This window comes from Serratia sp. JSRIV001 (assembly GCF_019968745.1).
Lineage (GTDB): Bacteria > Pseudomonadota > Gammaproteobacteria > Enterobacterales > Enterobacteriaceae > Chania > Chania fonticola_B.
This window is the reverse complement of the sequence record NZ_CP074147.1, coordinates 1,733,106-1,758,677: the sequence shown is the minus strand read 5'-3', so window position 1 is coordinate 1,758,677 and position 25,572 is coordinate 1,733,106. Positions and strand designations below refer to the sequence as shown.

The following is a 25,572-nucleotide window of genomic DNA, read 5'->3' as shown; positions in this document are numbered from 1 at the left end:
ATGTGCCGCTAGCGTAGTGAATCCTGATTTCTCGGGGTGTGAGCTAGCGCCTCAAGCCATGTAACCGCTTTCATGACGGATAACTTTGTGAGGCAGATCTCAGAACAACCTCTGGACAAGTTATCCCTGCCAGCGAGTGACCGAATCACGCAGCACCAGTTCAGCGCTAAACATGTTATTTTGCGGCGGCACCCCTTGTTGTTGCTGGCTCAGCAACGCCAGCCTGGCAGCCCGCCTGGCCATACGCTCGATGGGATAATGCATGGTACTTAACGCGGGATACAGATAGCGCGCCAGCACCACATCATCAAAGCCGATAATCGACAGTTGCTGCGGCAAGGGGATTTGGCGCTGGTGCAAGGCTCGCATCATGCCGGCGGCCATCACATCATTAAACGTCACCGCGGCCGTAAAACGATGACGGCTGGAAAGTAACTGCTCTGCGGCCAATTCGCCCCCCTCTTCATCAAAGGGCACGCTGATCACCCATTCACCCGGAACGTCGATTCCCGCCTGTGCCATCGCGTTGCGGTAGCCCTGTAAACGCAGTTTGCGATCGTCGATGGGCAAATCGGCGGTCACACAAGCAATACGCCGATGCCCCTGTTGCAGCAAATGTTCGGTCGAAGCCTGAGCCGCGCTGAGGTTATCCAACCACACGCAGCGGTTGGCAATGGCAGGAAAGTAGCGATTGATGATCACCAAACCGGGGGAATGAGCAGCATAGCGCAGCACATCGGCATCGCTCATGCGGGTGATGTGGGCGACAATCGCCTCACAGCCCTGGTTAATCAGAAAATCCAACCCGGCCTTTTCGCGCTCCGCCTGGTGCCCGCCGCTGCACACCATCAGCTTCGCCCCTTCTTTGCGGGTCACTTCCTCCACACCGCGCGCCAGACGCGAGAAAAAAGGATCGGCCAGATTGCCGGTCAGCAGCCCCAGCATGTTGCCACTGCGTTTGGCTAACGCCAGGGCCGCCGCATTGCGGTGGTAATTGAACTCGCGCATCGCTTTTTCGACACGCTCGCGGGTAACAGGCTCAACATAGGCGGTATTGTTAATCACCCGAGAGACCGTCGCAGCGGAAACTCCGGCTCGCTGCGCCACCTCTTTCATTGTCGCCATCAATTATTCCAGTCGGTATCATTTGATGAGTTGATAATAAGCAGGCGGGAGTAACAAATCCAGATGAGCGAGTTCGGCTCCTTTAAACAAAAGCCCCTCATACCCAAGGATATGAGGGGCAACGATCACGCTAACATCAGAATAACCAGGAACCATATCCCCACATTAATACCGTCAGACCGAGCAACAGCTCAAGCAACAGAATGCCCATAGCCAACGTCGAGCTGGAGAAGATAAATCCCTCTTTACGATCGATATTCAGGAAATGCGGAATGCCGAGATACAGCAGATAGCCCGAATAAGCCAGGCCGATAATCCCGACGAACAGGCACAACCAGACCACCGGGTACAGCGCCACTAATCCGCTGAGGAACATTGGAGTCGCCACATAGCCCGCAAAGACCATACACAGATGCAGACTTGGCCGCGACTCATAACGCCGCGCCATCCAGTGGATCACCTTGCCCATGATCGCCACGCCAGCCAGCATCAACAGATAAAACGCGACGGCGGTGTAGAAAGCGGTGAACATATCCAGGCGAATTGCCTGCCCTTGGCCAGAGAGCCAGCCAAGCTGTGTGGTACCGATAAACGCACTGACCACCGGTATTAACGCCATTAGCAGCACGTGGTGGGTATACAGGTGCGAGACGGATTCATTCTCGCTTTTGATCTGTTTCAACTCGACGTTGGGATGGGTCAGTAGACCCCAGACATGATTGACCATGAGACACCTCCTCACTTCGCCGCCAACCGCGATCGGCGAACGGAAAACACACCACTGGCGGTTCAAACACCGCGCAAGGGTTGCGGCTATCAGGCTCTCTGCCCTGCATCAATTATAGTCTTTGGCTGAAAAAACGTACGCTGTCAGCGGCCTGTGGGTTACTCTGCACTATAATCAATATGTTGCGTTATTTGATGGAGGGAGACCATGACAACCAAGATCCGCACCCGCCAAAGCGGGATTAATAACGTCCAGGCCGGACAGAACGTGATGGTGATAGAACCCAGCAACCTGTATGGCTGCCAGTTGGGGGACGACGTGTTTGTCGGCCCATTTGTCGAGATCCAGAAGAACGTTTGCGTGGGCGCGCGCAGCAAGATCCAGTCGCATAGCTTTATCTGTGAATACGTGACCTTGGGCGAAGATTGCTTTATTGGCCACGGCGTGATGTTTGCCAACGATCTGTTCAAAGGGGGCACCCCAAATGCCGACCCGGCAAGCTGGGGGCACACGCAGCTCGGCAACCGAGTTTCTGTGGGTTCTGGCGCCACCATACTGGCCGTGGAAATCTGCGATGACGTGGTGATTGGTGCTGGTGCAGTAGTCAGCAAAAACATCACCCGCAAAGGTATTTATGCGGGCAACCCCGCCAGGCTGCTAAGGGAGCTGGAATAATTGCATCAGGCGATCGGCATCGAAATTATCAGCGAACTCCCCTTCGGTTACCTGGAATACGGTGATTTTTCCTTTGCCGTCTCCTGTTACGCCCAGCCCTGTTTTGATAAGCCAGTCGAGCTGTGGCCGACCCAGCCAGTGGCTCCTTTCAATAAAGTCTACCCGCTGGCCCCGTTCCTTAATGACGATGGGGAAACCTTCCTCGCTCGCTACCAGGGGGAAGCGGTAGGGCATATCACACTCAGCAAAAACTGGAACGACTATACGCTGATCGAGGAGATTGCCGTTAGCCACCACGCTCGCCGCCAAGGCGTAGCCACGGCGCTATTGGATGCCGCACGTCATTGGGCACGAGAGCAGGACACCGCCGGGCTGATGCTGGAAACGCAAAACAATAATCTGACCGCCTGCCGCTGCTATCAACGCTATGGTTTTGTGCTGGGTGGCATCGATCATTTACTCTATCGTGGGCAACCGGACATTGCCGATCATGAGATCGCGCTGTTTTGGTATCTGCCGTTCAATAATGAAGTGGGCTATTGATCTACCACTTTTTGGGTGACGTTAGGTTTACCTTGCGCACGCCATACTGGCCAAACCAATGATCGCTTGGGAGAGAGGGATGCGTGGCTTGGCCCTGATAATATTGTGTACGACGCTGATGGGTTGCAGTGGTAAACAACCGGCCAAAATCCCGGTAGAATCGCTACCGCAACAGGTGAAACCAATAACAATGGCGATAGCAATGGACGATTACACAGTAAACAAACTGCAGGCAGCGCTGGCTCTGCATGCAGCGGTACCGGAAATCGATAAAGGGCGGGCCATTGAGATGCTCTCGCAGACTTTCCTGGAAACCCCTTACCTAGCCAACCGGCTGATCGGTTCCGCCACCACAGCGGAACAATTGGTGATCGATTTCCGTGGGGTAGATTGCTTTACCTATCTGGATTACGTGCAGGCGCTCAGAACCGCCACCAGCGAAAATGAATTCGTCGAAAATGTGATTCAGACGCGCTATATCAATGGGGACATCAGTTTCCCGCAGCGCAAGCATTTCTTCACCGACTGGGCACACACCCGCCAGATCCTTGCCGATGACGTCACCCCGCAACTCAGCCCGCATACCGTCACCGTGGTAAAACAGCTCAACCGCAAAGCGGATGGCGAGCTCTATCTGCCTGGCATCCCAGTCACCGAGCGCAGCGTCACCTATATCCCTAGCGAATTTATTGATGAGCAGGTGATTAGCCAATTACAGACCGGTGACTATATCGGCATCTATACCAAGCTGCCTGGGCTGGACGTTACCCATACCGGCTTCTTTATCATGACCCCAAATGGGCCGGTACTGCGCCATGCTTCCTCGCGCACGGAAAACCACAAAGTGATGGACTCGGCGTTTGCCAGCTATGTGCTGAATACGCCGGGGATCGTGGTGTTACGACCACGCTGATCGCCGGGTTATGAGCTATAAGAAATTGTGCTTAACCAGGATTTGACTTGGCTACGGCCATAGGTTTAGCTGTTGGCACAACACTGACCGATCTTATTGTTTTTACAGGGAGTCACTCATGGCAATTGTTTGGCGCTGCACCGCTTTGGCCGCAGCATTAGCAGCAACGTTGTTATTACAAGGGTGCGATCAGAAGGCCGATCAAAACCATATCAAGGTTGGCGTCATTAACGGTGCCGAGCAGGACGTGGCAGAGGTCGCCAAACGGGTGGCCAAAGAGAAATATGGCCTGGACGTGGAGCTGATTGGCTTTAGCGGTTCGTTGCTGCCCAATGATGCCACCGACAAAGGGGAACTGGATGCCAACGTATTCCAGCACCGCCCCTTCCTGGAACAGCAAAATAAAGATCACGGCTACAAACTGGTGGTGGTAGGCAATACCTTTGTGTTCCCCATGGCTGGCTATTCGAAAAAGATCAAATCACTGTCAGAGTTGCAGGACGGCGCGGTAATTGCCATCCCGAACGATCCCACCAACCTGGGCCGTGCGCTGTTGCTGCTGCAAAAGGTTGGGCTGATCGAGCTTAAGCAAGGCAAAGGCCTGCTGCCAACCTCGCTGGATATCAGTGCCAACCCGCACAACTACCAGATTATGGAGCTGGAAGGTGCACAGCTGCCCCAGGTATTGGACGATCCGAAAGTCGCGGTAGCGGTGATCAGCACCACCTACATCAACCAGATTGGCCTGACGCCGACCAAAGACGGGATTTTTATCGAGGATAAAGATTCGCCGTACACCAATATCGTGGTGGCGCGCGAAGATAATAAAGATGCACAGAACGTGCAAAACTTCGTGAAAGCCTACGAGTCCGATGAAGTCGCCAAAGCGGCAGAGAAGATCTTCAACGGCGGTGCCGTCAAAGGCTGGTAACTCCCCCGCGATCTGTTGCAGGCGCTGGTTGTTGGTGCCTGCAACGCGCCACAAAAATTCCCCACCTCCCTGCTTGACCCTCACGTAACGTCAGGCTGGCTCGCCAGCTTGGATGAGGGGGTAACACCTAACGCAATGGCATACCTTTCGTCACCTAACACATTTGTCAGCATGAAAATGCCATCATTTTTTCTTATCCCCACCAGACAAAAAGCCAATTTATCTTGTCGCCAGGCGCGGAGCATAATGCCTTGGTACTCTGATTTATCATCATAAAAGGGAGATCTATGTCACTTGCACCCCCACCGCGGGCAACGCTAAGCGTCTCCGATGCCGGCACTGAGGATATGGCTGGCATTCAACAGATATATGCCCATCACGTGCTTTACGGGCCCGCCTCGTTTGAAGAAACGCCTCCGATGCTGGATGAGATGCAACAGCGCCGCCAAAACGTCTTGGCTGCAGGGTTGCCATGGCTGGTGGCGAAGATGGAAGACCGCGTCGTGGGCTATTGCTATGCCACGCCGTATCGGCCGCGACCCGCTTATCGTTATACCATCGAGAATTCGGTCTATGTCGCAGAAGGCCTGCAAGGCCATGGAATTGGCCAGGCGTTACTCGGCGCATTGATTGACCGCTGTGAACACGGCCCGTGGCGGCAGATGCTGGCAACGATTGGCGATGCTGCTGGCAATGCAGGTTCCCTTGCCTTGCACCGCAAGCTAGGCTTCACCAGCATCGGCACCCTAAGCGGCGTCGGGTTTAAATTTGGCGGTTGGCTGGATACTCACATTATGCAGCGGCCACTGAATGGCGGCAGCCATACGCTGCCTTAGGCTCTTTCCGGGCAAGCTGCTGATTTTCATCTATAGTTAATCTTGTCGTGGCTTAGCTATCTCAGCGTGCATTCACGCATTCACTAAACATAAACAGTCGGGAGAGACGGATGAAAATTTTTCTGTGGATTATTGCGATTATCTTTATTGTTGGCCTACTGACCATTACCGGTGTGTTCAAACTGATCTTCTAGTTCTCCCCCCCATTGGGCGCATCAATGCGCCCTGCATCGCTCTGCAGTGATGTAAGCATATCAATGAGCTCAGATTCTTTTCGAGCCGCTTCCCAACTCTCTTATATTATTGTCAAAATCCGCTAAAAATCGTGTTGAATGCCTTCATTGCTACGTTAAAGAGAGCACAGGATGGCCTCAATTCATCACCTAACTCTTCCGTATCCTTTGGAAATCAACCGAGACTACGGAAAGCCCTACGTCACTGGTACCTTTGAAGTTGGAGGCAAGCTATTCCTTGTTGTGTTCAACAAAATAGCCACAGCGACAGAGGCTCGAGCCAAAGGCTACGCTATCAACATGCCTGACATACCTTTTCCGCCCAATGGCATGGTAGAAATCTTTTTCGACGCTCTGAGCGTACCTGAAGAATACGGCCAATTTAGACACGTGCCGTTGCCGGGTGAAAACGGATCCAGGGTCTTGTTCAACGTTGCCAAGCTGGTGAGACTTCATTATAGTGTTTGCAAACCTGGTGGATATTTGTTCTATGCGGCGCCTGATGTTCACAGTGAACGCAAAGTTGATCTGGTCATCATCTATAATAGCCTGCTAGGGTTACGGAACCCGCAAAGAACCCAAAGTGATACCAGACTCTGTCGATTGCCAGCTGGTTGGTACGCTTATAACGGATTGTGTGCAGATGGGAGGGGTTATGTCATTACTTGCTGAAAAACCTGTTGGTAACAAAATATTGGCCCGTCAGCGCCTAATGATGCAGATGGCTGCTACCCAGGTTGTGAACCAGAAATTACTGACCGGGGAGTTTGAGTTGCGTGATGGGAAAATCGCCAAAGGGAAAAACTTCCCTGAGCCCCACCATCCGCAACTTCACCACGAAGGTTAAGCCCACAGGCAAAACGCCGTGTTGCCGACAGCGCCAACGTTAAAAAAGCCCAATCTTTATGAGTTCGCGCTGTCAACACCCGAAAAAACACATTTCGGGTGTTTTTCACTAATCCGCAGTATCAAGCCTTAAAACGAGCCCGCACCGAACCAATCCCAGAGACCACCAGCATCACAACGCCACCTGCGATCAGGCCAAACACTGCATTCAGCAGCGTTGGGGTCAGGCCCCCAAGAATGGCACCAACGCCAGGCACTACCGTAGAATAACTCGCCCAGTCGGTGAACAGGTGATGCACCGGCGGTAAGCCGTGGGTCAAAATACCGCCACCCACCATAAACATGGCCAGGGTACCCACCACCGACAGGGTTTTCATCAGATAAGGTGCCGCACTGACGATACCGCGCCCTAACGATTGTGCTAACGCGCTACTCTTACGGGCCAGGTAGAACCCCAGATCGTCCAGCTTGACGATGCCTGCCACGATGCCGTACACCCCAACCGTCATCACAATGGCGATGCCACACAGCACAATCACCTGCTGACTAAAGGTGGCTCCGGCTACGGTCCCCAGCGTGATGGCAATGATCTCGGCGGAGAGTACAAAGTCGGTACGAATGGCGCCTTTGATTTTGCGCTGTTCATAGACCGCAACGTCCTCACTGGTATCCAGTTCCGCTTTCTCTTCTGCCTCTGCACCCTTGCGGTGCGTCAGGCTGTGGTAAACCTTTTCAAACCCCTCAAAACAGAGGTAAGCCCCACCGACCATCAGCAGCGGCGTAATCGCCCAGGGGGCGAAAGCGCTGATCAGCAATGCCAGCGGTACCAGGATCGCCTTGTTGATAAACGAGCCTTTGGCCACCTTCCACACCACGGGGATTTCGCGATCGGCCTTAACACCACTAACCTGTTGGGCATTGAGCGCCAGATCGTCTCCCAGCACCCCGGCGGTCTTTTTGGCCGCCATTTTCGTCATCAGTGAAACATCATCCAGTAACGAAGCGATGTCGTCGATCAGGGTTAATAAGCTACTGCCTGCCAAAATGCACTTTCCTTATTAAAGGGTGGGATAGCCATACCGGTTTAGCATAGCGGGTTAAAAACATGAAGAGGGGAAATCCTAATGATTTTACTGCAGGTGCAGGCTTAAGTCGTGAATTTTGCACAATGGGAAAGTGATAGCCTGCCGTAACAGACGGCAGACTAATAAGTCACGTTTTATTCCGTGTCGTTCTTCGCCAGGGCGGCATCTTTCTGGCGGCGATAATCCCGCGCCGCCGCGGGGATCGGCGTTACTTTGCCGGTTTCAATCCAGGTGCGCAGGCGGCTAGCATCCGCAAAATGGGTATATTTGCCAAAGGCGTCCAATACCACCAGCGAAACGGATCGGTTGCCGATCACGGTACGCATCGCCAGGCAGTGTCCGGCCTGATTGGTAAAACCGGTTTTGGTCAGCTGGATATTCCATTTCGGGTTGTAGACCAGATGGTTGGTATTGCGAAACGGCAGCGTATAGTTGGGATCCTTGAAGGTCGCCATCCGTTCGGTAGTGGTGCTCAACTGGCCGATCAGCGGGTACTGCTTGGTCGCCAACATCAGCTTGGTCAGGTCACGCGCGGTAGATACGTTATGAATCGATAGCCCGGTCGGTTCAACGTAACGGGTATTAGTCATGCCTAGCGCTTTGGCTTTGGCATTCATCGCCTTGATAAAGGCGTTATAGCCCCCTGGATAATGATGCGCCAAACTGGCCGCGGCCCGGTTTTCCGACGACATCAACGCCAACAGCAGCATATCCTTGCGGCTGATTTCGCTGTTCAACCGCACCCGGGAGTAGACCCCTTTCATTTCTGGCGTCTGGCTGATATCGACCGACAGCATTTCGTCCAGCGGCAGGCGGGCATCCAGCGTCACCATCGCCGTCATCAGCTTGGTGATCGAGGCGATAGGCACCACTTCATCGGGGTTACGTGAATAAATCACCCGATGTGTTTGCATATCCAGCACCATGGCACTGCCAGAAGCCAACTCAGGCTGGGAGGCCTGCACTGCGGCGGTTTTATTGCTGGCTAATGCACTCGGCACCAGGCCAGTACCGGCTTGCAACGCGAGCAGGGTTAGAACCAAAACACGGATTTTCACATGTATTACTCTGTAACGGAGGAGAGAACCGACTGCGTTGAATTATAAGTGAGGGGTATAGAATTGCACTGTGATTGTGAGTAGCTATTTGTGACAAAATCTATCGGCGCAAAATTTATGCAACCCGCGAGCGTACTGGGTTGTACGCCCGCAAGGTAAAAGTTACAGCGCTGGCTGCCAGGCAGATTGCGGCAACAGGTACAATCCGGCAGCATGCTGCTCACCGGCACCGACAATATGTCCGATCCCGGCGGCCATCACGGCCAGGGTCACATCGAAGGCATTCAGGCTGTCGCCGTAGCCTGCCGTCAGGTTGAACATCGACCCGTTGGCCAGCAGATACAGCGTTTTGTCTGCCAGTTGGTAAGCGTTCACAAATGGCATTGGCTCGCTGTGCGGAAGGCCTTGCAGGAAACCGACGTCGATCTCTTCCGCCACATGCCCAACGTTGAGGATAAACACCCCATCCTTGGCCCGTTCCAGATGCCGTGCAGACAGCACGTTTTTGGCTCCGGTGGCCGTGGCAATCACGTCGGCCTGCTCTACGGCAGTGGCTAAATCAACTACCGCCCAACCATCGTAGCGCGCTTGCAAAGCCCGGGCCGGATCGATTTCCGCCACGATAACTTGCCCGCCATAAGCCTTGGCAGAAGCGGCTACGCCCTGGCCCACCAGTCCATAACCAATCACCACCACACATTTTTCATGCAACGTCAGATGGGTGGTCTGGAAGAAGGTATGCCAGGCGGTCAGCCCAACCATGTGGCGATTATGCAGCCCTTCTTTTACCGGCAGGTCATCCCAGTTAAAGATCGGGTAACGCGGTGCAATGCCCCCCAAGCGGCTAATGCCTGAACCGGTCGCTTCCAGCCCAGCCTTGATCTGTGGGCCATTGGCAGATTGATGCAGGCGAGTGGTCAGATCGGCTCCCATCTCACACAGGTGAGTCGGCCCCCAGGCCAGCGCGCGGTCGAAAGATTCAGACCAGTCGGCATCGCTCATATCACGCCAGGCGTGCGCTTGGGCACCGTGACGTTCCAGCCAGGCCACTACGTCATCCTGTACCGTCGTCGGGTTACAGGTGGTGAGATAAATGGCTGCGCCCTTATCCAACAGCCCGGCTACCAGCGGAGCCATTTTCAGATCCAGGTGCATGTTACACGCCAGACGCACGCCGTGCAGGTCCGGTAACGCCGCCACTGCAGCGCGGGTACGCGGCATATGGCGCATGGCCCACTTCAACTCACTGTCAAAATCCTGATACATCGGTTACTCCTCTACTACGCCACGCCGCCAGGGCATGGCAGAATGATTAATCTGCATCGCATGGCGGCTATTATCACTTATCTCGCAGCAAAAAACCGAGGTGACCATCATGGCAGCAGCATGAGTTATGGTTTTTCCGAGCTATCAGGGGGGAGGAACCGCCGAACAGATTGTTCGGCGGTACAGGCCGCGATGGCGCAACTCACGGCCCGATATCAATGATAAGACTAGAAGAGGTAACGCACGCCTAAAGCAAACTCACTGGAAACCAGGCGTGCTTTCATTTGCTCATCTTTTAACCCACGGGCATTGGTAAAGTTATTGTAACCACTTTCAATCTTGCCCATATCCACGTAGCGGTAGCCCAAATCAAGATTGAGCCGCTCCATGGCCGCATAGCTGATCCCTGCGCCAATGGAGTAAGCCAGATTATTTTGCGTGCTTGCCGCGTATTGGCGCGAGGTATTGCCCTGCCAGCCGTCGGATTTTACTTTGGCGATACCCAGGCCAACCGTGCCATAAACCGAGAAGTCATACCCTAGCGCGTAGTCACGATAGGCATTGAGCATCAGGCGCTGAGCGTCCACTTTGTGGTGATTGTAGCTGCTGGCAAAGGTGGTTGAGCCGCTGGTGTATTCGCTTTTCTTTTTGAACACATACTCTGCCTCACTGCGCCAGCCATTGCCAAATTGATAGCCTGCAGCGATAGCCCCGTTATAGAAATTATGTTTTTCGTCACCGCTGACAAAATCACCCACACCTGGGCGGCTGCTGGTATCCATATCTTCTGCGGATTGCCTGGCGTGCAATAGTTTTATCGCCCCATAGTATCCCTCTAAATAATCATCGGCTAAAACATTACCGGAAACAACGGAGAGGGAAACCAGCAGTACCAGAGGTTTAATATTCATGCGTTCCTCGCTTGAAAGGTTATTTATGATGAACAATGAAGGTTCAGCTAAAATAACCAGCACGCAGCGGTGTCGCAATTCGGTTGAATACCTACTGCCCTAGGTATTTTTACTTAACTCTTGGTGGAGAAAACAGCTCACCATAGACTTTCATTAACTTCACCGACGAGTTAATCGCCAGTTTGGCAAATAAATTGGCGCGATGGGCCTCTACCGTGCGCGGCGAAAGCTCTAGCTCCAGAGCAATTTCCTTGCTGGATTTCCCTTGCATAATCAGCCCGGTGACTTCCAGCTCCCGCGCTGAGAGCGTCTTGAGCCTCTCTTGTAACTCGGCGGTTGCTTGCCGCTGTTGTTGCAACGTTCGCTGATGCTCCAATGCCCCAGCGACAGTTTCGATCAGCAGATCGGCATCAATGGGCTTGGTCAGGAATTCAAAAGCCCCGTTTTTGAAGGCCCGCCGGCATAAATCAATATTCCCGTGGCCGGTCATGATGATAACGGGGATATCCAACCCCTGTTGTTGCCACTCTTCCAGTAGCGTGATGCCGCTTTTGCCCGGCATGCGAATATCCAGCAGCAAACAGCCGCACAGCGCCTGCGGCTCCCCCATCCGCTGTTGAAAATCCAGACTATTTTCATAAGCCAGCGTTTGCCAGCCCATGGTTGCCAATAGTGAAGTTAGCGAACTACGGATGGCCCGATCGTCATCAATCAGATAAATAAATTGTTCCATCACTCCTCCTGAGTGTTAAACGGAAACCATAGGGTAAAACGCGCTCCCTGGCCGGCCATATTTTCCACCGTAATAGTGCCGTTCAGGCGCTGAACCAGAGTTTCCGTCAGCGCCATGCCCAGCCCCAATCCCTCTTGGCGAGTCGTGAAGAAGGGAATAAAGACCTGTTGTAATGCGGGTTCAGAAAGCCCTGGCCCACCATCGGTAATCATCAGCTGGATCCCTTGATCCGAGTATTCAGCATCGATTGCCACCCAACCCGGCTCCGGCTGATTGGGCTGTTGTGCCTGAATCGCGTTGGTCACTATGTTATGGAAGATTTGTTCAACCCAGAGAGGATCGGCTCGTAGAGTGGGTAACGCATCGGGCATCCGGTTAACGATCCTGACCTTGCCCTTGTTGATCTCATCTTCCAGCAGCATAGTGACGCGCAACCAGACCTTATGCAGATCGACCTCTTGCAATACTACCTGCTCATGCGCCAACTTTTGCCGAAATTGCAGCAACAAGGTGCTGATGCGTTTGATTTGTATCACAGCCGCATCAAGCAATGGCACGGCTTTATCCTGCTGCTGTTGGTCTAACAGGCGCAGGGCGGCCTGGTTATAACTTAACACCGCAGTCAACGGTTGGTTGAGTTCGTGAACCATACTGGCCGTGATTTCCCCCATAGCGTTAAGCCGAGTCAATTGCGAGAAGTGTTCACGCAAAACGGCAATATTGCGTTGGCGTTTTTGAATACGGTATTGGTCGATAAAATAGACGACAGCAGCCCAGAAAACCGGCAGCAGCAATAACAGCAACCAAGGCAAACGCGCCCAATCAGGGTCGTTTCGGGCGGATAATGCAAAAGGCTGAGAGGCACTGCTGATCCCCTTGTCCCATTGCCAATACGCTGGTTGAGCATGATCCCCCTGCTCAAATAAAGGTTTGTTGTGCCAGCTCAGGCCGATCTGCCGGAAATCATGACGCTGGGGAATGTCCGTAAATAACAGCGCAGGATCGATCAACAGCGCAAAATGTTGGTGGGCCAGCCAGTAAGTTCCCTCTCCCGTTGGCGTCAAGGTCGGGATTGGCTGTGCCTGTGGCATGCGTTTCCATGCCACAATCTGCGGGAATTTTTGCTGGACGATGGCAGGATCGCTGGACACCGACAGTAAGGAAAGCACCGTCTCAAGTTGGGATAATTTAACCGTCACCTCACGATATAAAATACGATAGGTGACTGATTGCTCTTCATATTGCTGTTGCAAAGCATAAATTATCACCCCGCTCCCTGAAAACAGAGATAGAACCAACCAGAGAGCAACCTTGAGCATAATATCTCCATGTCATTGGCAGACGAGTTTATTAATAACGGATTAAACACTATGCGAATGCAAGAATCTATTATTAACATCGGGCCGTTTCAATTCCCCCCGCTGCGGGGACAGGGTGTTATAATCCTATTTCATCGCAATGAAGGAACAACAATGACGGATTTAGCCCACTACATTACCCAATATGGCTACTGGGCACTGCTGATTGGCTGCCTGCTCGAAGGGGAAACCATCACCCTGCTGGGAGGAATTGCCGCACACAACGGATTGCTGCGCCTGCCGCTGGTGATTGCGGTGGTCGCCATTGGCGGCGCCTTGGGCGATCAGGTGCTCTATTTTGCCGGGCGCCATTTTGGTGGACGGGTGCTTGCCCGTATCGAGAGTCAACAAGCACGCATTGAACGCGCCCAAAAGCTGATTGCCAGCCACCCGATTTTATTTGTGATTGGCGTACGTTTTATGTACGGATTCCGGCTTATCGGCCCGGTGCTGATCGGTGCCAGCAAGCTGCCCCCCTCGCGCTTTATCCCGCTGAATATTCTGGGGGCTATCCTGTGGGCCACGCTATTTGTACTGCTCGGCTATTTTGGTGGCCAGGCCATCAGCAGTTTTGTCAGCGGTAGTGACAAAAAGCTGTATAGCCTGCTGTTGTGCGTGGTGGTGATCGCCGCTATTCTGCTGCTTCGCTACTGGTGGCGGCGGCGTCACGCACAATAAGACTATTTGTTGAGCATCAGCTTCAGGCCCAGTAAGGCCAGCACGCTGCCGCCCAGGCGATCGAACCAGGCTTTGAAACGCAGGTAGACGCGGCGCGGGCGCGGTGACGACAGCACAAACGCCACAAAGGCATACCACAGCAGATCGACGGCCAGAGCAATCAACGGCAACACGATATACAGAACCATGGGGATCTTATGGCTAAGCAACGCCGCAAACACGCTGCCGAAGACGATAGCGGTGTTCGGGTTGCCCAGTTGGGTTAGCAGCCCGGTGGTGAACGCCCGGCGAAAGCCTAGCTGCTGGCCGCCAACCGTTTCGATCATCAACGGCTGATTAGCTCCGCGCAGCATTTTGAACGCCAGATAGATCAGATAGGCCCCCCCCAGCATTTTCAGCGTGGTATACAGCCAAGGCAGCGCCAGTAGCAGCGACTGCAGCCCCAACAAGGCGATTAGTGCGAAGATAAAACAGCCGATCCCCATCCCCAATGCCACCGCCATCCCATCGCGCCGTGACGAAGCCACCGCCGTTCGCGCTACCAGAATAAAGCTTTGCCCTGGGCTCATGGCGCCAAGCGTAATAGCCCCGGTAATGCTGAGTACCGATAATAGCGTTTCGTTGATCATGCTCTTTTCCCTTGCCTGATTCCGTTACTCAAATTAACGCGCTGGATAAAATAAAAGCAATAGAAACGTATGGATACGGGAGAAAACTGCGCCACGTTCCCCCCCGGTCAAGCATTGCCCTGCATCATCAACGCCAGCAACTCCCTGGCCGCCTTCTGTTGCGGCTGGTGCTTCAACCAAATCAGGTGCACCGGCAGACGCAGTTCGTTTTTGGTATTTTTAAATTTCAGGCGGATCAACCGGCCCTGCTCCAGCAATGGTGCAGTTAACGACAGCGGAAAGTTGCCCCACCCCAGTCCAGCTTCCACCATGCTTAGCGCCATCGGCAAACTGTCAGTACGCCAGAAGGATTCCGCTACCTGTGGGCGTTTATCGGCCATAGGCAAATCCCCGCTGGCCACCATGATCTGCCGCACGTTGACCAGTTCCTCCAGAAACAACTCGGCACCGCCAGCGTTCAGAGCTGAATGCTGTGCCGCAATGGTTGCCACCAACGACTCGCTACCCACATAGTGAAAATGTTCCTGGCTGTTCACGTCCAGCCCGCCGAATGCCAGGCACAGGCTGACCCGCTGTTGATGCAGCATATGCAAAACATCATCTTGTGGGGCAGTCAGCACCTCGATATCCAACAACGGGTAGCGCTCCGCCAACGCTTTAACCGCCGCCAGTAGACCGCTGCTGTTGATATCCGATGCCACACCGATCGACAGCCTGCTTTCCAGCCCCTGAGAAAGCTCAATGGCGTGGATCTGCAGCTGCTTGAGCTGTTCGGCGATCAAGCGTGCGTGGGGAGCCAGTGCCAATGCCAGCGCGGTGGGCACCGGTTCGCGGTGCGAGCGGTCGAATAGTTGAAAACCCAGCTCCGCCTCCATATTGGCGATCCCCATGCTGACCGCCGAAGGCACGCGCCGCAATGCCCTGGCTGCCGCCGAGAATGATCCGCGATCCAACACAGCCAAAAACAGTTCGATATTGTCACTGGAAAAATTCATCACCTTACCTGTCAGTAAAACTGACAGCTCCTGACTTTTTCTATCAATAGTATTGACGTTATCTTACGCATCGGGTTGCCGGACGTCATCAGGCACGAAAAATAAAGCAGGAGAAAAGCATGCAAGGCGTGAAACGCAAACTGGTCTATGTGACCGCTTATGAAGTTATCGGTATGGTCATTTCGGCCCTTGGTTTGGCACTACTCTCTGGCTCCGCCCCGAGCAGCACCGGGCCGTTGGCGGTGATCATCACCACCATCGCCGTCAGTTGGAACCTGATTTACAACTACTTGTACGAATTCTGGGAAATCCGCCAGGCATCACGCACCCGCACGCTGAAGCGCCGCATTCTGCATGCGGTGGGCTTCCAACTGACGCTGGTGGTTTACCTGATCCCCCTGATCGCCTGGTGGATGGAGATTTCTCTGCTGCAGGCCTTGCTGCTGGATATGGCGCTGATCGTGATTATTCCCTGCTATACCTTTGTATTTAACTGGGCATTCGACAAAATATTCGGGCTACCGACCTCCGCCCTGCCTGCCACCGAATCGGCCTGAGTCAAACACTCTCCCCCTGAACCGCAGTTTTTTTGCCTCAATTCCCTAGAACGGGTAGCATGCCTCGCCGTTATTTAACGGCGCTGGTATCAACCATAAACTGCGGAATGTTGCCATGACCTCATTCCCATGATGCAAACAGACAGGAACAGGACGAATAATGCACTCAGAGAAAACGACTGCACATGACAAGCAGGCGGCCAGAAAACGTTGGTTAGACTCACACGAATCCGGTTACCACAAAAGCATGGGTAAACGGCAGATACAGATGATCGCCATTGGAGGCTCAATCGGCACTGGCCTATTCCTTGGCACTGGCGCACGTCTACAGATGGCGGGTCCGGCACTGGCGCTGGTATATCTGGTATGTGGCGTGTTTTCTTTTTTCATCCTACGCGCCTTGGGCGAGCTGGTATTACACCGCCCATCCAGCGGCAGTTTCGTTTCCTATGCACGCGAATTTCTCGGTGAAAAGGCCTCCTACGTTGCAGGATGGATGTACTTTCTTAATTGGGCGATGACCGGCATTGTCGATATCACCGCCGTAGCGCTGTATATGCATTATTGGGGTACCTTCGCCGAGGTTCCCCAGTGGCTGTTTGCCCTGGGGGCACTTGGGATTGTGGCTACCATGAATATGATCGGCGTGAAATGGTTCGCCGAAATGGAGTTCTGGTTTGCGTTGATCAAGGTTGCCGCCATCTCTCTGTTCCTGGTCGTAGGGGTCATCTTCCTTGGCGTCGGCACACCGGTAGCGGGTAATACAACCGGGATCCACCTGATCACCGATAACGGCGGCATGTTCCCACACGGTCTGTTACCTGCTTTGGTATTGGTACAAGGGGTGATCTTCGCCTTTGCCGGTATCGAACTGATAGGCACCGCCGCTGGCGAGTGTAAAGATCCGGAAAAAATGATGCCAAAAGCGATCAACAGCGTGATCTGGCGTATCGGTTTGTTCTATGTCGGCTCGGTAGTACTGCTGGTTCTGCTGTTACCCTGGAACGCCTATCAGGCTGGGCAAAGCCCGTTTGTCACCTTCTTTTCCAAGCTTGGCGTACCCTACATCGGGACCATCATGAATATCGTGGTGCTGACCGCCGCCCTTTCCAGCCTGAACTCTGGTCTGTACTCAACAGGCCGTATCCTGCGCTCACTTTCCATGGGGGGCTCAGCACCAAAGCTGATGGCTAAAATGAGCAGCCAGCAGGTACCTTACGCCGGTATTCTGGTGACCTGCGGCATCTATGTAATTGGCGTGGTGCTGAATTATCTGGTGCCATCGCAGGTGTTCGAAATCGTGCTGAATATCGCTTCACTGGGCATCATCTGCTCTTGGGCATTTATTATCGTTTGTCAGATGCAACTGCGTAAGGCGATCAAGGCGGGGAAAGCCAAACCGGTGGCGTTTAAAATGCCAGGAGCACCGGTCACCTCGTGGCTGACGCTGTTGTTCCTGTTAGCGGTGGTGATCATGATGGCCTTTGATTACCCGAACGGCACCTGGACTATTGCCACCATCCCCGTGTTGGCCGTGTTACTGCTACTTGGCTGGTTTGGCCTGCGCAAGCGTGCCGCACAGGTGATGCTGGAACAACAGGCTCACGAACAGCATAGCGAGCCTTAACAGCTTCCATTTGCAGGTCTACCCGGCCCCGCGCCGAGTAGACCTGGTCAGCGACTCTAGGCAAACCGTGATTTAACCCATTCGCGCAGCCGTTGAATATGCAGGTACAGCGCAGGAATAAAGAAGATCCCGACCAGGGTTGCCAGTAACATCCCGCCAAACACGGTAATACCGATAATTTGGCGGCTCATCGCCCCGGCACCGGTAGCAAACACCAGCGGCATCACCCCGAGAATAAAGGAAATGGCCGTCATCATCACCGCCCGGAAACGTTGCCGGGCGCCGTCCTGCGCGGCTTCGCGAATGCTGGCCCCCTCTTCACGCCGCGCCTTGGAGAACTCAACGATCAGGATGGCATTCTTGGCCGCCAGGCCGATCAGCAGGACTAGCCCGATTTGGGCGTAAACGTCGTTGGCGAACCCCATCATGCGTAACCCCGCGACCGCTCCTGCCACCGCGAAAATCACCGACAGCATCACCACCAGCGGGATACTCCAGCTTTCATACTGAGCCACCAGGAACAGATAGGCGAACACCAGCGCCGCCAGATAGATCTGCAGGGCTTGGTCACCGGTTTGTTGTTCCTGCCAAGACAGGCCGCTCCAACTATAGCCGTAACCCTTTGGCAACTGCTCGGCCAATAAAGACTCCACGGTTTTCATCGCTTGCCCGGAGCTAACCCCCTCGGCCGCAGAACCGTTCACCGATACCGACGGAAACTGGTTGAACTGGCTGATAAAAGGCGCGCCGATGGAAGGCGTAAGCCGTACCAGATTAGCCAGGCTCACCAGAGCGCCGGTGTCGCTGCGCACGTTCAGGCGATTAATTTGTTCGGTGCGTTGCCGGAAATCCATATCGTTTTGCAACTGCACCCGGAACATACGGTTATTGACCGAAAAATCCCCCACGTTCAGGCCGCCAAGCGAAACTTGCAGCGTATTGAAAATCCGGCTGACCGGCACCTGCAATAGTGCAGCACGTTCACGATCGACCGCTAGATCGATATCCGGCACCACGGCGCTGAAGGTGGTAAATACCCGGCTCAGCTCTGGCCGCTGGTTGGCCGCAAAAATAATCCCCTGGGCCACCTGAGCCATCTGCTGCGGCGTTTGCCCCTCCAGCGCCAGCAGGCGTAAATCAAAACCGGCGGCGTTGCCTAGCCCGGCGATGGCCGGTGGATTAACCACCATGATCATCGCCGAGGGGATTGCTGCCAGCCGGCCCTGAAGATCGGCTAACACCCGGTCAACATGTTCGCGTTGGCCCCAAGGTTTGAGCATCACGATGGCGAAGCCCGCATTGGGCGAATTGCCCCCGCTCAGCAGGCTGAAACCGGTAATTTTGATCACATCTTCCACCGCCGGGTTTTGTATCACCTGCTGATGCATCTGATCCATTACCGCCTGGGTACGTTCAAGGGAAGCTCCATCTGGCAACTGTACGTTGACGAAGAAGTAGCCCTGATCCTCCTCCGGCAGGAAAGAGGTTGGCAGACGGCTATAGCCATACCAGGTGGCCAAGCCAACGACAAAGAGTGCAATCACCGTGGTTAAAGCTCGCTTGCTAGCCAATGCGGTCATGCGAACATAGCCATCGCGCATCCGGTTCATACCCCGGTTGAAACCACCAAAAAAACCGGTTTGCGCCAGCTCACGCCGCCGGATCAGCGTGGCACAAAGCGCCGGGGACAGCGTCAACGCGTTGATGCTCGACAGGATCACCGCCGCCGACAGGGTCACGGCAAACTGACGATACAGCTCACCGGTAATGCCCGGCAGCACCGCAATCGGCACAAACACCGCCATCAGCACTAACGTCGTAGCGACGATCGGCCCGGCAATCTGGCTAATCGCCTTGCGGGTTGCTTCTGCCGGGCTAAGAGCGGGATCTTGGGCCAGCAGACGCTCCACGTTTTCCACCACCACGATGGCGTCGTCTACCACGATAGTCAGCGCCAGGATAATGGCGAACAGGCTCAGGGTGTTGGCGGAGTAGCCGAAAACATACAGCACGGCGAAAGTACCGAGCAATGAAACTGGAATGGTGAGCGCCACGATAAAGGTGGCCCGCAGGCTCTGTAAGAACAGATAAACCACCAGCAACACCACCGCCAGGGTTAACGCCAGCGAAATGGCAATCTCGTGCAGCGTTGCCGTTACCGGGCGGGTAGAGTCATATTTGATGTCATAGCTCATATCGCTGGGGAAGGACTGCGACAAGCGTGCCATCTCCTGGCGTACCGCATTGGCAACATTCAGCGCGTTAGCTCCCGGCGTGGGGTAAACCACCAAAAATGCCGATTCCTGTTGGTTCATTGAAGCATTAACCTGGTAGTTTTGTGCCCCCAACTCGACCCGCGCCACGTCACCCACGCGCACCGTACCGCCATTGGCCCCGCTGCGGATAATCACCCTGGCGAACTCCTGCGGATCGTCTAAACGCCCCTGCCCGCTGATGGTCAAGGTTTGCTGCTGCCGGGAAGGCGAAGGCGCGGAACCGATTTGGCCTGCTGCGGCCTGCACGTTCTGCTGCTGCAACGCTTGCACGATGTCCTGCACGCTGATATTCAGCGACTCCATACGCTGCGGATCGAGCCAGACGCGCATGCTGTAATCCCGGGCGCCAAACACCTGCACATCTCCCACACCGCTGATGCGGGCCAAGGCATCGCGCAGTTGGATACTGGTGTAATTGCTCAGAAACAGCGTGTCACGGCTGCCCTTGGGAGAGAACACGCTAACGCCCAACAACAGATTCGAGGCCCGCTTGCGCACCGAAACCCCGTTGTTATTCACCTCTGCCGGTAGCTGCGCGCTAACCTGTGAAATACGGTTTTGCACCTCCACGGCGGCCATATCCGGATCGGTGCCACTGGCAAAGGTAATGCTCAGTTGATAACCGCCGTTGTTGGCGCTGGTCGATTCCATGTACAGCATGTTGCTGACGCCGTTGACCTGAGCTTCGATGGGCGATGCCACCGCCTGAGCCACGTCACGGGCGCTGGCTCCAGGATAGAGCGCGCTGACGGAAACCACCGGTGGCGTGATATCGGGGTACTGCTCCACCGGGATCACCTTGAGAGAAACGATCCCCACCAGGGTGAACACCAGCGCAATCACGATGGCGAACTTCGGCCGCCGGATAAAGAAATGCAGCATCAACGTCCCCTTATGGTTGCGCGTTGGCGCTGGAAAGAATGGCGTTCACCTGTATTCCGGGCCTGACGTGCTGAACACCGGAGATAATCACCTTTTCGCCAACCTTGAGCCCGGCGTTCACCTGATAATATTGCTCATGCTGTTCACCAAGAGTTACCTCGCGCACCTCCACGATATTCTCCGGGGTGACGACCAACACAAAGTGGCCCTGCTGGTTTTGCTGAAGCGCGGCGATTGGCACCAGCGTGACCGTCTGCGGTTGCTCGGCGGTCAGGATCACGTTCACCACGCCCCCGGGCAGCAGCAGATGATTAGGATTGGCAAAACGGGTCCGTAACGTGACGGTACCAGTGTGGGCATCGATCTGGTTATCTACCGATTCAAAAGTGCCCGGCTCCGGGTAGGATTTGCCGTTGGCCAGTTCAAGACGGGCAGAAAACTGCCCTTCGGCAAGCTTGCCCTCCCCATTCTGACGCTGATAGGCGGCGGTAATATAGTCCCGTTCATTGATGGAGATCGCCACGCGGATCGGATCGAGCTGAATAATGTTGACCAGTGTGCCACTCGCCGCGTTGACCAGGCTGCCCACATGAAAACGGCTGTGGCCGATGCGCCCGGCAATCGGCGCATAAATTCGGGTATAGCTGAGTTGTAACTGCTGCGTATTAAGCAGTGCCCGCGCCTGGGCGACCGCCGCCCTGCTGGTATCACGCTCGGCTGCCGCGGCATCAATATCTGCTCTGCTAACCGCGCGGTTATTGCCTAACTGCTGCAAGCGCGTCAGGTTTACCTGAGCCAGGTTGGCTGTGGCCGTCGCGCTATCCAACTGAGCCTGAGCCTGTGCCACGGCAGAATGGTGTAATGCAGGCTCGATCTCGTACAGTAAATCCCCTGCCTTGACCATTTGCCCTTCGGTAAACGGCCGCTTGGCGATAAACCCTTCGGTACGGGTCTTCACCTCCACGGTTTGTATCGCCTCGATGCGGCCAAGATAGTGCAATGCGCGTTCGGGTTGGCTTTGTTCAATCAGCGCCACGGTCACCGCTGGCAGCGGTGCAGCAACGATCGGTGTGGCTATGGCCAGCAGCCACAGTGCCATAAAACGGGAGAACAGAGATTTTGTCATCGGCAGCAAGATCGCTCATCAATTAATCTAACTTGATGAAAATTATAGTTCACCCATAGCAAGTCAGAATGAGCTCTGCTGACGATTTCTTGCCAAGACGCAAGCTCGCTTACGCCTTAGCCTACCAACGGTTTACTGTGCCGTATAACCACCATCAATGCTGTAAAAGGCCCCGGTGGTGAAACTGCTGTCTATAGAAAGCAAAAAAACCACCGTTTTCGCTACCTCTTCACGCGTAGCCATTCGCCCCATTGGATGAGAGGCCGCCATTTTCTCCCGCACCAAGGCGGGTAATTTGGCCATCGATGGCGTATCGACATAGCCAGGCCCGACGGCGTTGATGCGTATCCCCCGATCGGCAAATTCCAGAGCGGCGGCCCGTGTCAAACCGATAATGCCATGCTTGGCCGCGGTATAAGGTGCAATGCCCGCAATACCGACCATGCCATTGACGGCGGAGAGATTCACTACCGCGCCACCGCCTGCCGCTGCGATAGCGGGTAATCCGTACTTCATCCCATAGAAGGTGCCACTGAGATCGGTTTCAATCACCGCGTGCCAATCTTCGATGGGGTATTCATTCAGCGGCACATCATGCGGCCCGGTGATACCGGCATTATTGACCAGCAGATGCAATTGCCCACCAAGGGCTAGCGTTTGCGCTACCGCACTGCGCACCGATTCAGGATCGCGAGCATCCATAACCAACGGAAATACCGATTTGCCTGTCGGATCTATACGTTGCGCCGTTGCTGCCAGTCTTTCGCTATTTCTGGCGGTGATCGCTACCTTCGCACCGCGATCGACCAACTCTTGAGCAATAGCCTCACCAATCCCGGTGGAAGCACCGGTCACCAGTGCCACTTTACCCGTAAAATCTTGCATAACGCCTCCCGATCGCTTTGAGTTAGGCGTTCAGGCTAAGGCTTGAGCATGACAGTTTCTGGCAGTGGCGTTCCTCCAAAAATGCTGAAGCATCACCCCATTGGCAAAAGGATAAAACGAAAAAGCCCTGACAATATTTGCCAGGGCTTTTAGGTTACTGCATATTTAAAATTCAACATTAATCAACTTACTAACTGGGTACTACTTTCGATACTATTTAAAATGTACTTGTTTATCACAGATAATATTGGGTATTAAAAAGCTAACTACATCCTCCCCTATACTGGCTGATTTACAAATTTTGACTTACCTACCTCATAATAATTAGCCGAGGCAAAGCAAGCTAAACTGGTACATTCCCCCTCGCGATATAAACTATTGACGCATGGCTTTACTTTCATTGCAACAAACTTACAGGATAAAATTAACAAGTTGCAACATTAACACTTGAGAAACAGAGCCTTACATCATCGCGTTATGGTACACACCCTGCGATCGTCGGTACTGACTACGTGGCCTTAAAGCATTGTCCTTGAGCCCGAACTGGCTACTCAACGACGACTTCCCCATACAACAGAACTTCGTGGCCTTTATCGCAATATCACTAAACAACTTATTAAAAGTAATCTTTCAATCTGTTATTTAGCTAAGCAGCTAACTATCAATTTCCTGCTGCTGGATACTAATCTACGACTTTTTCAAACTATGTCAATACTGTTTTTAACAACATACGTTTATTCGCTAAATCGCTAATTTTAAACGGACTGAAATCGATACGCATTTGTCTTTCTGGTTAATTACAGACGGCGTTCACATGCTCGCAAGCTAGGTGGCCACGACCTGTCAGGAAGACGAGTGTATTGCATTGGCACAAGCGGCTTTACGCCAGCGATTTTCAGCACCGCACATATTGCTTCCCCGACTGCCGCAATTCCCGCTAATTTATGCAAAATTTCCCGTCTAGCGAGAATTCTGGTGGACATACCACGCTATCTGCAACACATCGGCTTCACAGGCACACCACAGGCCGATCTGCAAACTCTGCAACAGCTGCATCGCTGCCATATGCTGGCGGTGCCCTTCGAGAATTTGAGCATTATCTATCATCAGGGAATCGATCTCAGCGAGGCCGGGCTGTTCAGCAAAATCGTCGAGCATAATCGCGGGGGGTTTTGCTATGAATTGAACCGGATATTCGCCCTGCTGTTGCAGCAGATCGGCTTTAAGGTGACGTTTATATCCGGGGAAATCCACGCCAGAGACGGCTCTTTTGGTCCGCCATTTGACCATATGGCGCTGGTGGTGACCCTGGATCAGCCGTATCTGGTCGATGTAGGGTTTGGTGATTCTTTCCTCGCCCCGCTGAAAATCACCACCACCGAACAACAACCGCAGGCCAGCGGTACCTTTCATCTTGAGCAAGACGGTGAGTGGTATCATCTCGAGCGCCGCAACGGCGATCGGACCTCCCACGCCAAGACGCTTTATCGCTTTACCCTGCAACCCCGGCAGCCGGAAGAGTTTAGCGACATGTGTCACTATCACAGCACTTCGCCACAGTCGCATTTTACCCAAAAGCTGGTGTGCTCCCGCCCCACAGAGGATGGCCGCATCACCCTCAGCGAGTTAAAGCTGATCGTGACCCAAAACCATCATCGTAAGGAGTCTACGCTGCATTCGGAGGAAGAACGGTTGGAGGCGCTGCGACACTATTTCGCCATTGAAATAAGGAGTTAGCGGCAAATCACCCGTGCAATATCCTTGGAGTTGTTTAACGTGCGGATCTCGGTAAACAGCTCCGTGGCTTCCTGATACTCTTTGCGCAGGTAGCTGAGCCACTGTTTGATGCGGGCGACGTGATATAAACCGGTATCGCCCTGCTTTTCCAGATGCACGTACTTTTGCAATAGCTGCACCACCTGCGGCCAAGGCATACGCGGTTCGTTATATTTCACCACCCGGCTCAGGTTGGGGATGTTCAACGCTCCACGCCCCAGCATTACCGCGTCGCAGCCGGTGGCCTGCATACAGGCCTGCGCACTTTGATAGTCCCAGATTTCCCCGTTGGCAATCACCGGGATGGTCAAACGCTGGCGGATCTCACCGATCGCCTGCCAGTTGATGCGATCGGCTTTATAACCGTCCTCTTTGGTACGGCCATGAATGGTGATTTCGGTCGCCCCCGCTTGCTGCACCGCATCGGCAATTTCAAAGCTGCGGGAATCCGAATCCCAACCCAAGCGCACTTTTACCGTCACCGGCAGATGCGCTGGCACCGCGGCGCGCATCGCTTTGGCACCCTGATAAATCAGTTCGGGATCTTTGAGCAAGGTGGCCCCGCCGCCGCTGCCGTTGACATGTTTGGACGGGCAACCGCAGTTCAGATCGACACCGTAAGAACCCAGTTCAACCGCCTGAGCGGCGTTTTCCGCCAGCCATTCGGGATACTGGCCCAGCAGTTGCACCCGCACCTGGGTGCCGGATGGCGTTCTGCTGGCATGGTGCAGTTCCGGACACAGCCGATAGAAGGATTTGGCTGGTAGCCGCTGATCGATCACCCGCAGGAATTCGGTGATGCAGAGATCGTAATCGTTCACCTCGGTGAGCAATTCCCGCACCAGAGAGTCGAGTACCCCCTCCATTGGAGCCAATAATACGCGCATGCCTACCCCTGCTA

Annotated in this window: 25 protein-coding genes; 11 read left to right on the top strand and 14 right to left on the bottom strand. The window is 54.1% G+C overall.

Features of this window, described 5'->3' with window-relative positions; translation table 11 throughout:
* Positions 1-120: 120 nt before the first annotated feature.
* Together KGP17_RS08010 and KGP17_RS08005 are read right to left on the bottom strand one after the other, a co-directional pair.
* Positions 121-1,125, bottom strand: coding sequence for a LacI family DNA-binding transcriptional regulator (locus tag KGP17_RS08010; RefSeq protein ID WP_223499133.1), 1,005 nt, complete (start codon positions 1,123-1,125; stop codon positions 121-123).
* A gap of 136 nt (positions 1,126-1,261) precedes the next feature.
* Positions 1,262-1,852: a Yip1 family protein gene (locus KGP17_RS08005; protein ID WP_021805201.1), complete on the bottom strand. Its 591-nt coding sequence runs from the start codon at positions 1,850-1,852 to the stop codon at positions 1,262-1,264.
* Between the two features lie 207 nt (positions 1,853-2,059).
* Here KGP17_RS08005 and KGP17_RS08000 point away from each other — a divergent pair, with 207 nt between their 5' ends.
* The 7 genes from KGP17_RS08000 to KGP17_RS07970 all read left to right on the top strand — a co-directional run bounded on the left by KGP17_RS08000 (position 2,060) and on the right by KGP17_RS07970 (position 6,830).
* Positions 2,060-2,527 (top strand): acyltransferase, encoded by a 468-nt coding sequence (locus tag KGP17_RS08000; RefSeq protein WP_037375107.1) that lies wholly within the window; start codon positions 2,060-2,062, stop codon positions 2,525-2,527.
* Complete coding sequence (locus tag KGP17_RS07995; RefSeq protein ID WP_021805202.1) at positions 2,528-3,070, top strand: GNAT family N-acetyltransferase; 543 nt, start codon at positions 2,528-2,530, stop codon at positions 3,068-3,070. It begins immediately after the preceding gene.
* Positions 3,071-3,149: 79 nt separating this feature from the next.
* Positions 3,150-3,983 carry a DUF1460 domain-containing protein gene (locus tag KGP17_RS07990; protein WP_021805203.1) on the top strand — a complete coding sequence of 278 codons (834 nt, stop codon included), beginning with the start codon at positions 3,150-3,152 and terminating at the stop codon, positions 3,981-3,983.
* A 118-nt stretch (positions 3,984-4,101) separates the two neighbouring features.
* On the top strand, positions 4,102-4,914 hold the full coding sequence (locus KGP17_RS07985) for a MetQ/NlpA family lipoprotein (RefSeq protein WP_021180425.1): 813 nt from the start codon (positions 4,102-4,104) through the stop codon (positions 4,912-4,914).
* Positions 4,915-5,201: 287 nt separating this feature from the next.
* Positions 5,202-5,750, top strand: coding sequence for a GNAT family N-acetyltransferase (locus KGP17_RS07980; RefSeq protein WP_218519664.1), 549 nt, complete (start codon positions 5,202-5,204; stop codon positions 5,748-5,750).
* Positions 5,751-6,115: 365 nt separating this feature from the next.
* The gene (locus tag KGP17_RS07975; protein ID WP_223499132.1) at positions 6,116-6,655 is read left to right on the top strand and encodes a hypothetical protein; all 540 of its coding nucleotides are present in this window, start codon (positions 6,116-6,118) and stop codon (positions 6,653-6,655) included.
* Complete coding sequence (locus KGP17_RS07970; protein ID WP_021805206.1) at positions 6,639-6,830, top strand: hypothetical protein; 192 nt, start codon at positions 6,639-6,641, stop codon at positions 6,828-6,830. The genes KGP17_RS07975 and KGP17_RS07970 overlap by 17 nt, the downstream gene beginning before the upstream one ends.
* A gap of 121 nt (positions 6,831-6,951) precedes the next feature.
* On the opposite strand, the gene KGP17_RS07965 is transcribed toward KGP17_RS07970, so the two are convergent.
* From KGP17_RS07965 to KGP17_RS07940, 6 genes are all read right to left on the bottom strand, one after another.
* The gene (locus KGP17_RS07965; RefSeq protein ID WP_223499131.1) at positions 6,952-7,872 is read right to left on the bottom strand and encodes a DUF808 domain-containing protein; all 921 of its coding nucleotides are present in this window, start codon (positions 7,870-7,872) and stop codon (positions 6,952-6,954) included.
* 176 nt (positions 7,873-8,048) lie between these two features.
* Positions 8,049-8,978, bottom strand: coding sequence for a D-alanyl-D-alanine endopeptidase (gene pbpG, locus KGP17_RS07960; protein ID WP_037375110.1), 930 nt, complete (start codon positions 8,976-8,978; stop codon positions 8,049-8,051).
* Positions 8,979-9,134: 156 nt separating this feature from the next.
* Positions 9,135-10,238 (bottom strand): adenosylhomocysteinase, encoded by a 1,104-nt coding sequence (locus tag KGP17_RS07955; protein WP_021180419.1) that lies wholly within the window; start codon positions 10,236-10,238, stop codon positions 9,135-9,137.
* A 227-nt stretch (positions 10,239-10,465) separates the two neighbouring features.
* Positions 10,466-11,149, bottom strand: a complete 684-nt coding sequence (locus KGP17_RS07950; protein WP_024485774.1) for an outer membrane protein — start codon at positions 11,147-11,149, stop codon at positions 10,466-10,468.
* A gap of 109 nt (positions 11,150-11,258) precedes the next feature.
* Positions 11,259-11,882: a response regulator transcription factor gene (locus KGP17_RS07945; protein ID WP_021805210.1), complete on the bottom strand. Its 624-nt coding sequence runs from the start codon at positions 11,880-11,882 to the stop codon at positions 11,259-11,261.
* Positions 11,882-13,150, bottom strand: coding sequence for a sensor histidine kinase (locus tag KGP17_RS07940; protein ID WP_223499130.1), 1,269 nt, complete (start codon positions 13,148-13,150; stop codon positions 11,882-11,884). Before KGP17_RS07940 ends, KGP17_RS07945 begins: the two co-directional genes overlap by 1 nt.
* A gap of 204 nt (positions 13,151-13,354) precedes the next feature.
* On the opposite strand from KGP17_RS07940, the gene KGP17_RS07935 reads away from it, so the two are divergent.
* Positions 13,355-13,918 carry a DedA family protein gene (locus KGP17_RS07935; protein ID WP_209523512.1) on the top strand — a complete coding sequence of 188 codons (564 nt, stop codon included), beginning with the start codon at positions 13,355-13,357 and terminating at the stop codon, positions 13,916-13,918.
* Between the two features lie 2 nt (positions 13,919-13,920).
* Here KGP17_RS07935 and KGP17_RS07930 read toward each other — a convergent pair whose 3' ends face one another.
* Together KGP17_RS07930 and KGP17_RS07925 are read right to left on the bottom strand one after the other, a co-directional pair.
* Positions 13,921-14,547: a LysE family translocator gene (locus KGP17_RS07930; protein ID WP_021805213.1), complete on the bottom strand. Its 627-nt coding sequence runs from the start codon at positions 14,545-14,547 to the stop codon at positions 13,921-13,923.
* Between the two features lie 107 nt (positions 14,548-14,654).
* Positions 14,655-15,542 carry a LysR family transcriptional regulator gene (locus KGP17_RS07925; protein ID WP_223499129.1) on the bottom strand — a complete coding sequence of 296 codons (888 nt, stop codon included), beginning with the start codon at positions 15,540-15,542 and terminating at the stop codon, positions 14,655-14,657.
* Between the two features lie 119 nt (positions 15,543-15,661).
* On the opposite strand from KGP17_RS07925, the gene KGP17_RS07920 reads away from it, so the two are divergent.
* A complete protein-coding gene (locus KGP17_RS07920; protein ID WP_021180412.1) occupies positions 15,662-16,099 on the top strand; it encodes a PACE efflux transporter in 438 nt (145 codons plus the stop codon).
* Positions 16,100-16,259: 160 nt separating this feature from the next.
* Positions 16,260-17,726: an L-asparagine permease gene (ansP, locus tag KGP17_RS07915; RefSeq protein WP_223499128.1), complete on the top strand. Its 1,467-nt coding sequence runs from the start codon at positions 16,260-16,262 to the stop codon at positions 17,724-17,726.
* Positions 17,727-17,782: 56 nt separating this feature from the next.
* Here the strand turns inward: ansP and KGP17_RS07910 are convergent, their stop codons facing one another.
* The 3 genes from KGP17_RS07910 to KGP17_RS07900 form a co-directional block, all read right to left on the bottom strand.
* Complete coding sequence (locus tag KGP17_RS07910; RefSeq protein ID WP_223499127.1) at positions 17,783-20,884, bottom strand: efflux RND transporter permease subunit; 3,102 nt, start codon at positions 20,882-20,884, stop codon at positions 17,783-17,785.
* Between the two features lie 10 nt (positions 20,885-20,894).
* Positions 20,895-21,983: an efflux RND transporter periplasmic adaptor subunit gene (locus KGP17_RS07905; protein WP_223499615.1), complete on the bottom strand. Its 1,089-nt coding sequence runs from the start codon at positions 21,981-21,983 to the stop codon at positions 20,895-20,897.
* Positions 21,984-22,142: 159 nt separating this feature from the next.
* Entirely contained in the window at positions 22,143-22,895 is a 753-nt protein-coding gene (locus tag KGP17_RS07900; RefSeq protein WP_021180410.1) for an SDR family NAD(P)-dependent oxidoreductase, read from the bottom strand.
* 975 nt (positions 22,896-23,870) lie between these two features.
* Between KGP17_RS07900 and KGP17_RS07895 the strand changes: the two genes are divergently transcribed.
* Positions 23,871-24,632: an arylamine N-acetyltransferase gene (locus KGP17_RS07895; RefSeq protein ID WP_059201991.1), complete on the top strand. Its 762-nt coding sequence runs from the start codon at positions 23,871-23,873 to the stop codon at positions 24,630-24,632.
* Here the strand turns inward: KGP17_RS07895 and dusC are convergent.
* Entirely contained in the window at positions 24,629-25,558 is a 930-nt protein-coding gene (gene dusC / locus KGP17_RS07890; protein ID WP_021180408.1) for a tRNA dihydrouridine(16) synthase DusC, read from the bottom strand. The genes KGP17_RS07895 and dusC overlap by 4 nt on opposite strands.
* Between the last annotated feature and the right edge of the window lie 14 nt (positions 25,559-25,572).

Excerpts from the sequence above, each read along its gene's own strand:
- KGP17_RS08010 (WP_223499133.1), bottom strand. The coding sequence starts at position 1,125 with ATGGCGACAATGAAAGAGGTGGCGCAGCGAGCCGGAGTTTCCGCTGCG.
- KGP17_RS08005 (WP_021805201.1), bottom strand. The coding sequence starts at position 1,852 with ATGGTCAATCATGTCTGGGGTCTACTGACCCATCCCAACGTCGAGTTG.
- KGP17_RS08000 (WP_037375107.1), top strand. The coding sequence starts at position 2,060 with ATGACAACCAAGATCCGCACCCGCCAAAGCGGGATTAATAACGTCCAG.
- KGP17_RS07990 (WP_021805203.1), top strand. The coding sequence starts at position 3,150 with ATGCGTGGCTTGGCCCTGATAATATTGTGTACGACGCTGATGGGTTGC.
- KGP17_RS07985 (WP_021180425.1), top strand. The coding sequence starts at position 4,102 with ATGGCAATTGTTTGGCGCTGCACCGCTTTGGCCGCAGCATTAGCAGCA.
- KGP17_RS07980 (WP_218519664.1), top strand. The coding sequence starts at position 5,202 with ATGTCACTTGCACCCCCACCGCGGGCAACGCTAAGCGTCTCCGATGCC.
- KGP17_RS07975 (WP_223499132.1), top strand. The coding sequence starts at position 6,116 with ATGGCCTCAATTCATCACCTAACTCTTCCGTATCCTTTGGAAATCAAC.
- KGP17_RS07970 (WP_021805206.1), top strand. The coding sequence starts at position 6,639 with ATGTCATTACTTGCTGAAAAACCTGTTGGTAACAAAATATTGGCCCGT.
- KGP17_RS07955 (WP_021180419.1), bottom strand. The coding sequence starts at position 10,238 with ATGTATCAGGATTTTGACAGTGAGTTGAAGTGGGCCATGCGCCATATG.
- KGP17_RS07950 (WP_024485774.1), bottom strand. The coding sequence starts at position 11,149 with ATGAATATTAAACCTCTGGTACTGCTGGTTTCCCTCTCCGTTGTTTCC.
- KGP17_RS07945 (WP_021805210.1), bottom strand. The coding sequence starts at position 11,882 with ATGGAACAATTTATTTATCTGATTGATGACGATCGGGCCATCCGTAGT.
- KGP17_RS07935 (WP_209523512.1), top strand. The coding sequence starts at position 13,355 with ATGACGGATTTAGCCCACTACATTACCCAATATGGCTACTGGGCACTG.
- KGP17_RS07930 (WP_021805213.1), bottom strand. The coding sequence starts at position 14,547 with ATGATCAACGAAACGCTATTATCGGTACTCAGCATTACCGGGGCTATT.
- KGP17_RS07925 (WP_223499129.1), bottom strand. The coding sequence starts at position 15,542 with ATGAATTTTTCCAGTGACAATATCGAACTGTTTTTGGCTGTGTTGGAT.
- KGP17_RS07920 (WP_021180412.1), top strand. The coding sequence starts at position 15,662 with ATGCAAGGCGTGAAACGCAAACTGGTCTATGTGACCGCTTATGAAGTT.
- ansP (WP_223499128.1), top strand. The coding sequence starts at position 16,260 with ATGCACTCAGAGAAAACGACTGCACATGACAAGCAGGCGGCCAGAAAA.
- KGP17_RS07910 (WP_223499127.1), bottom strand. The coding sequence starts at position 20,884 with ATGCTGCATTTCTTTATCCGGCGGCCGAAGTTCGCCATCGTGATTGCG.
- KGP17_RS07905 (WP_223499615.1), bottom strand. The coding sequence starts at position 21,983 with ATGGCACTGTGGCTGCTGGCCATAGCCACACCGATCGTTGCTGCACCG.
- KGP17_RS07900 (WP_021180410.1), bottom strand. The coding sequence starts at position 22,895 with ATGCAAGATTTTACGGGTAAAGTGGCACTGGTGACCGGTGCTTCCACC.
- dusC (WP_021180408.1), bottom strand. The coding sequence starts at position 25,558 with ATGCGCGTATTATTGGCTCCAATGGAGGGGGTACTCGACTCTCTGGTG.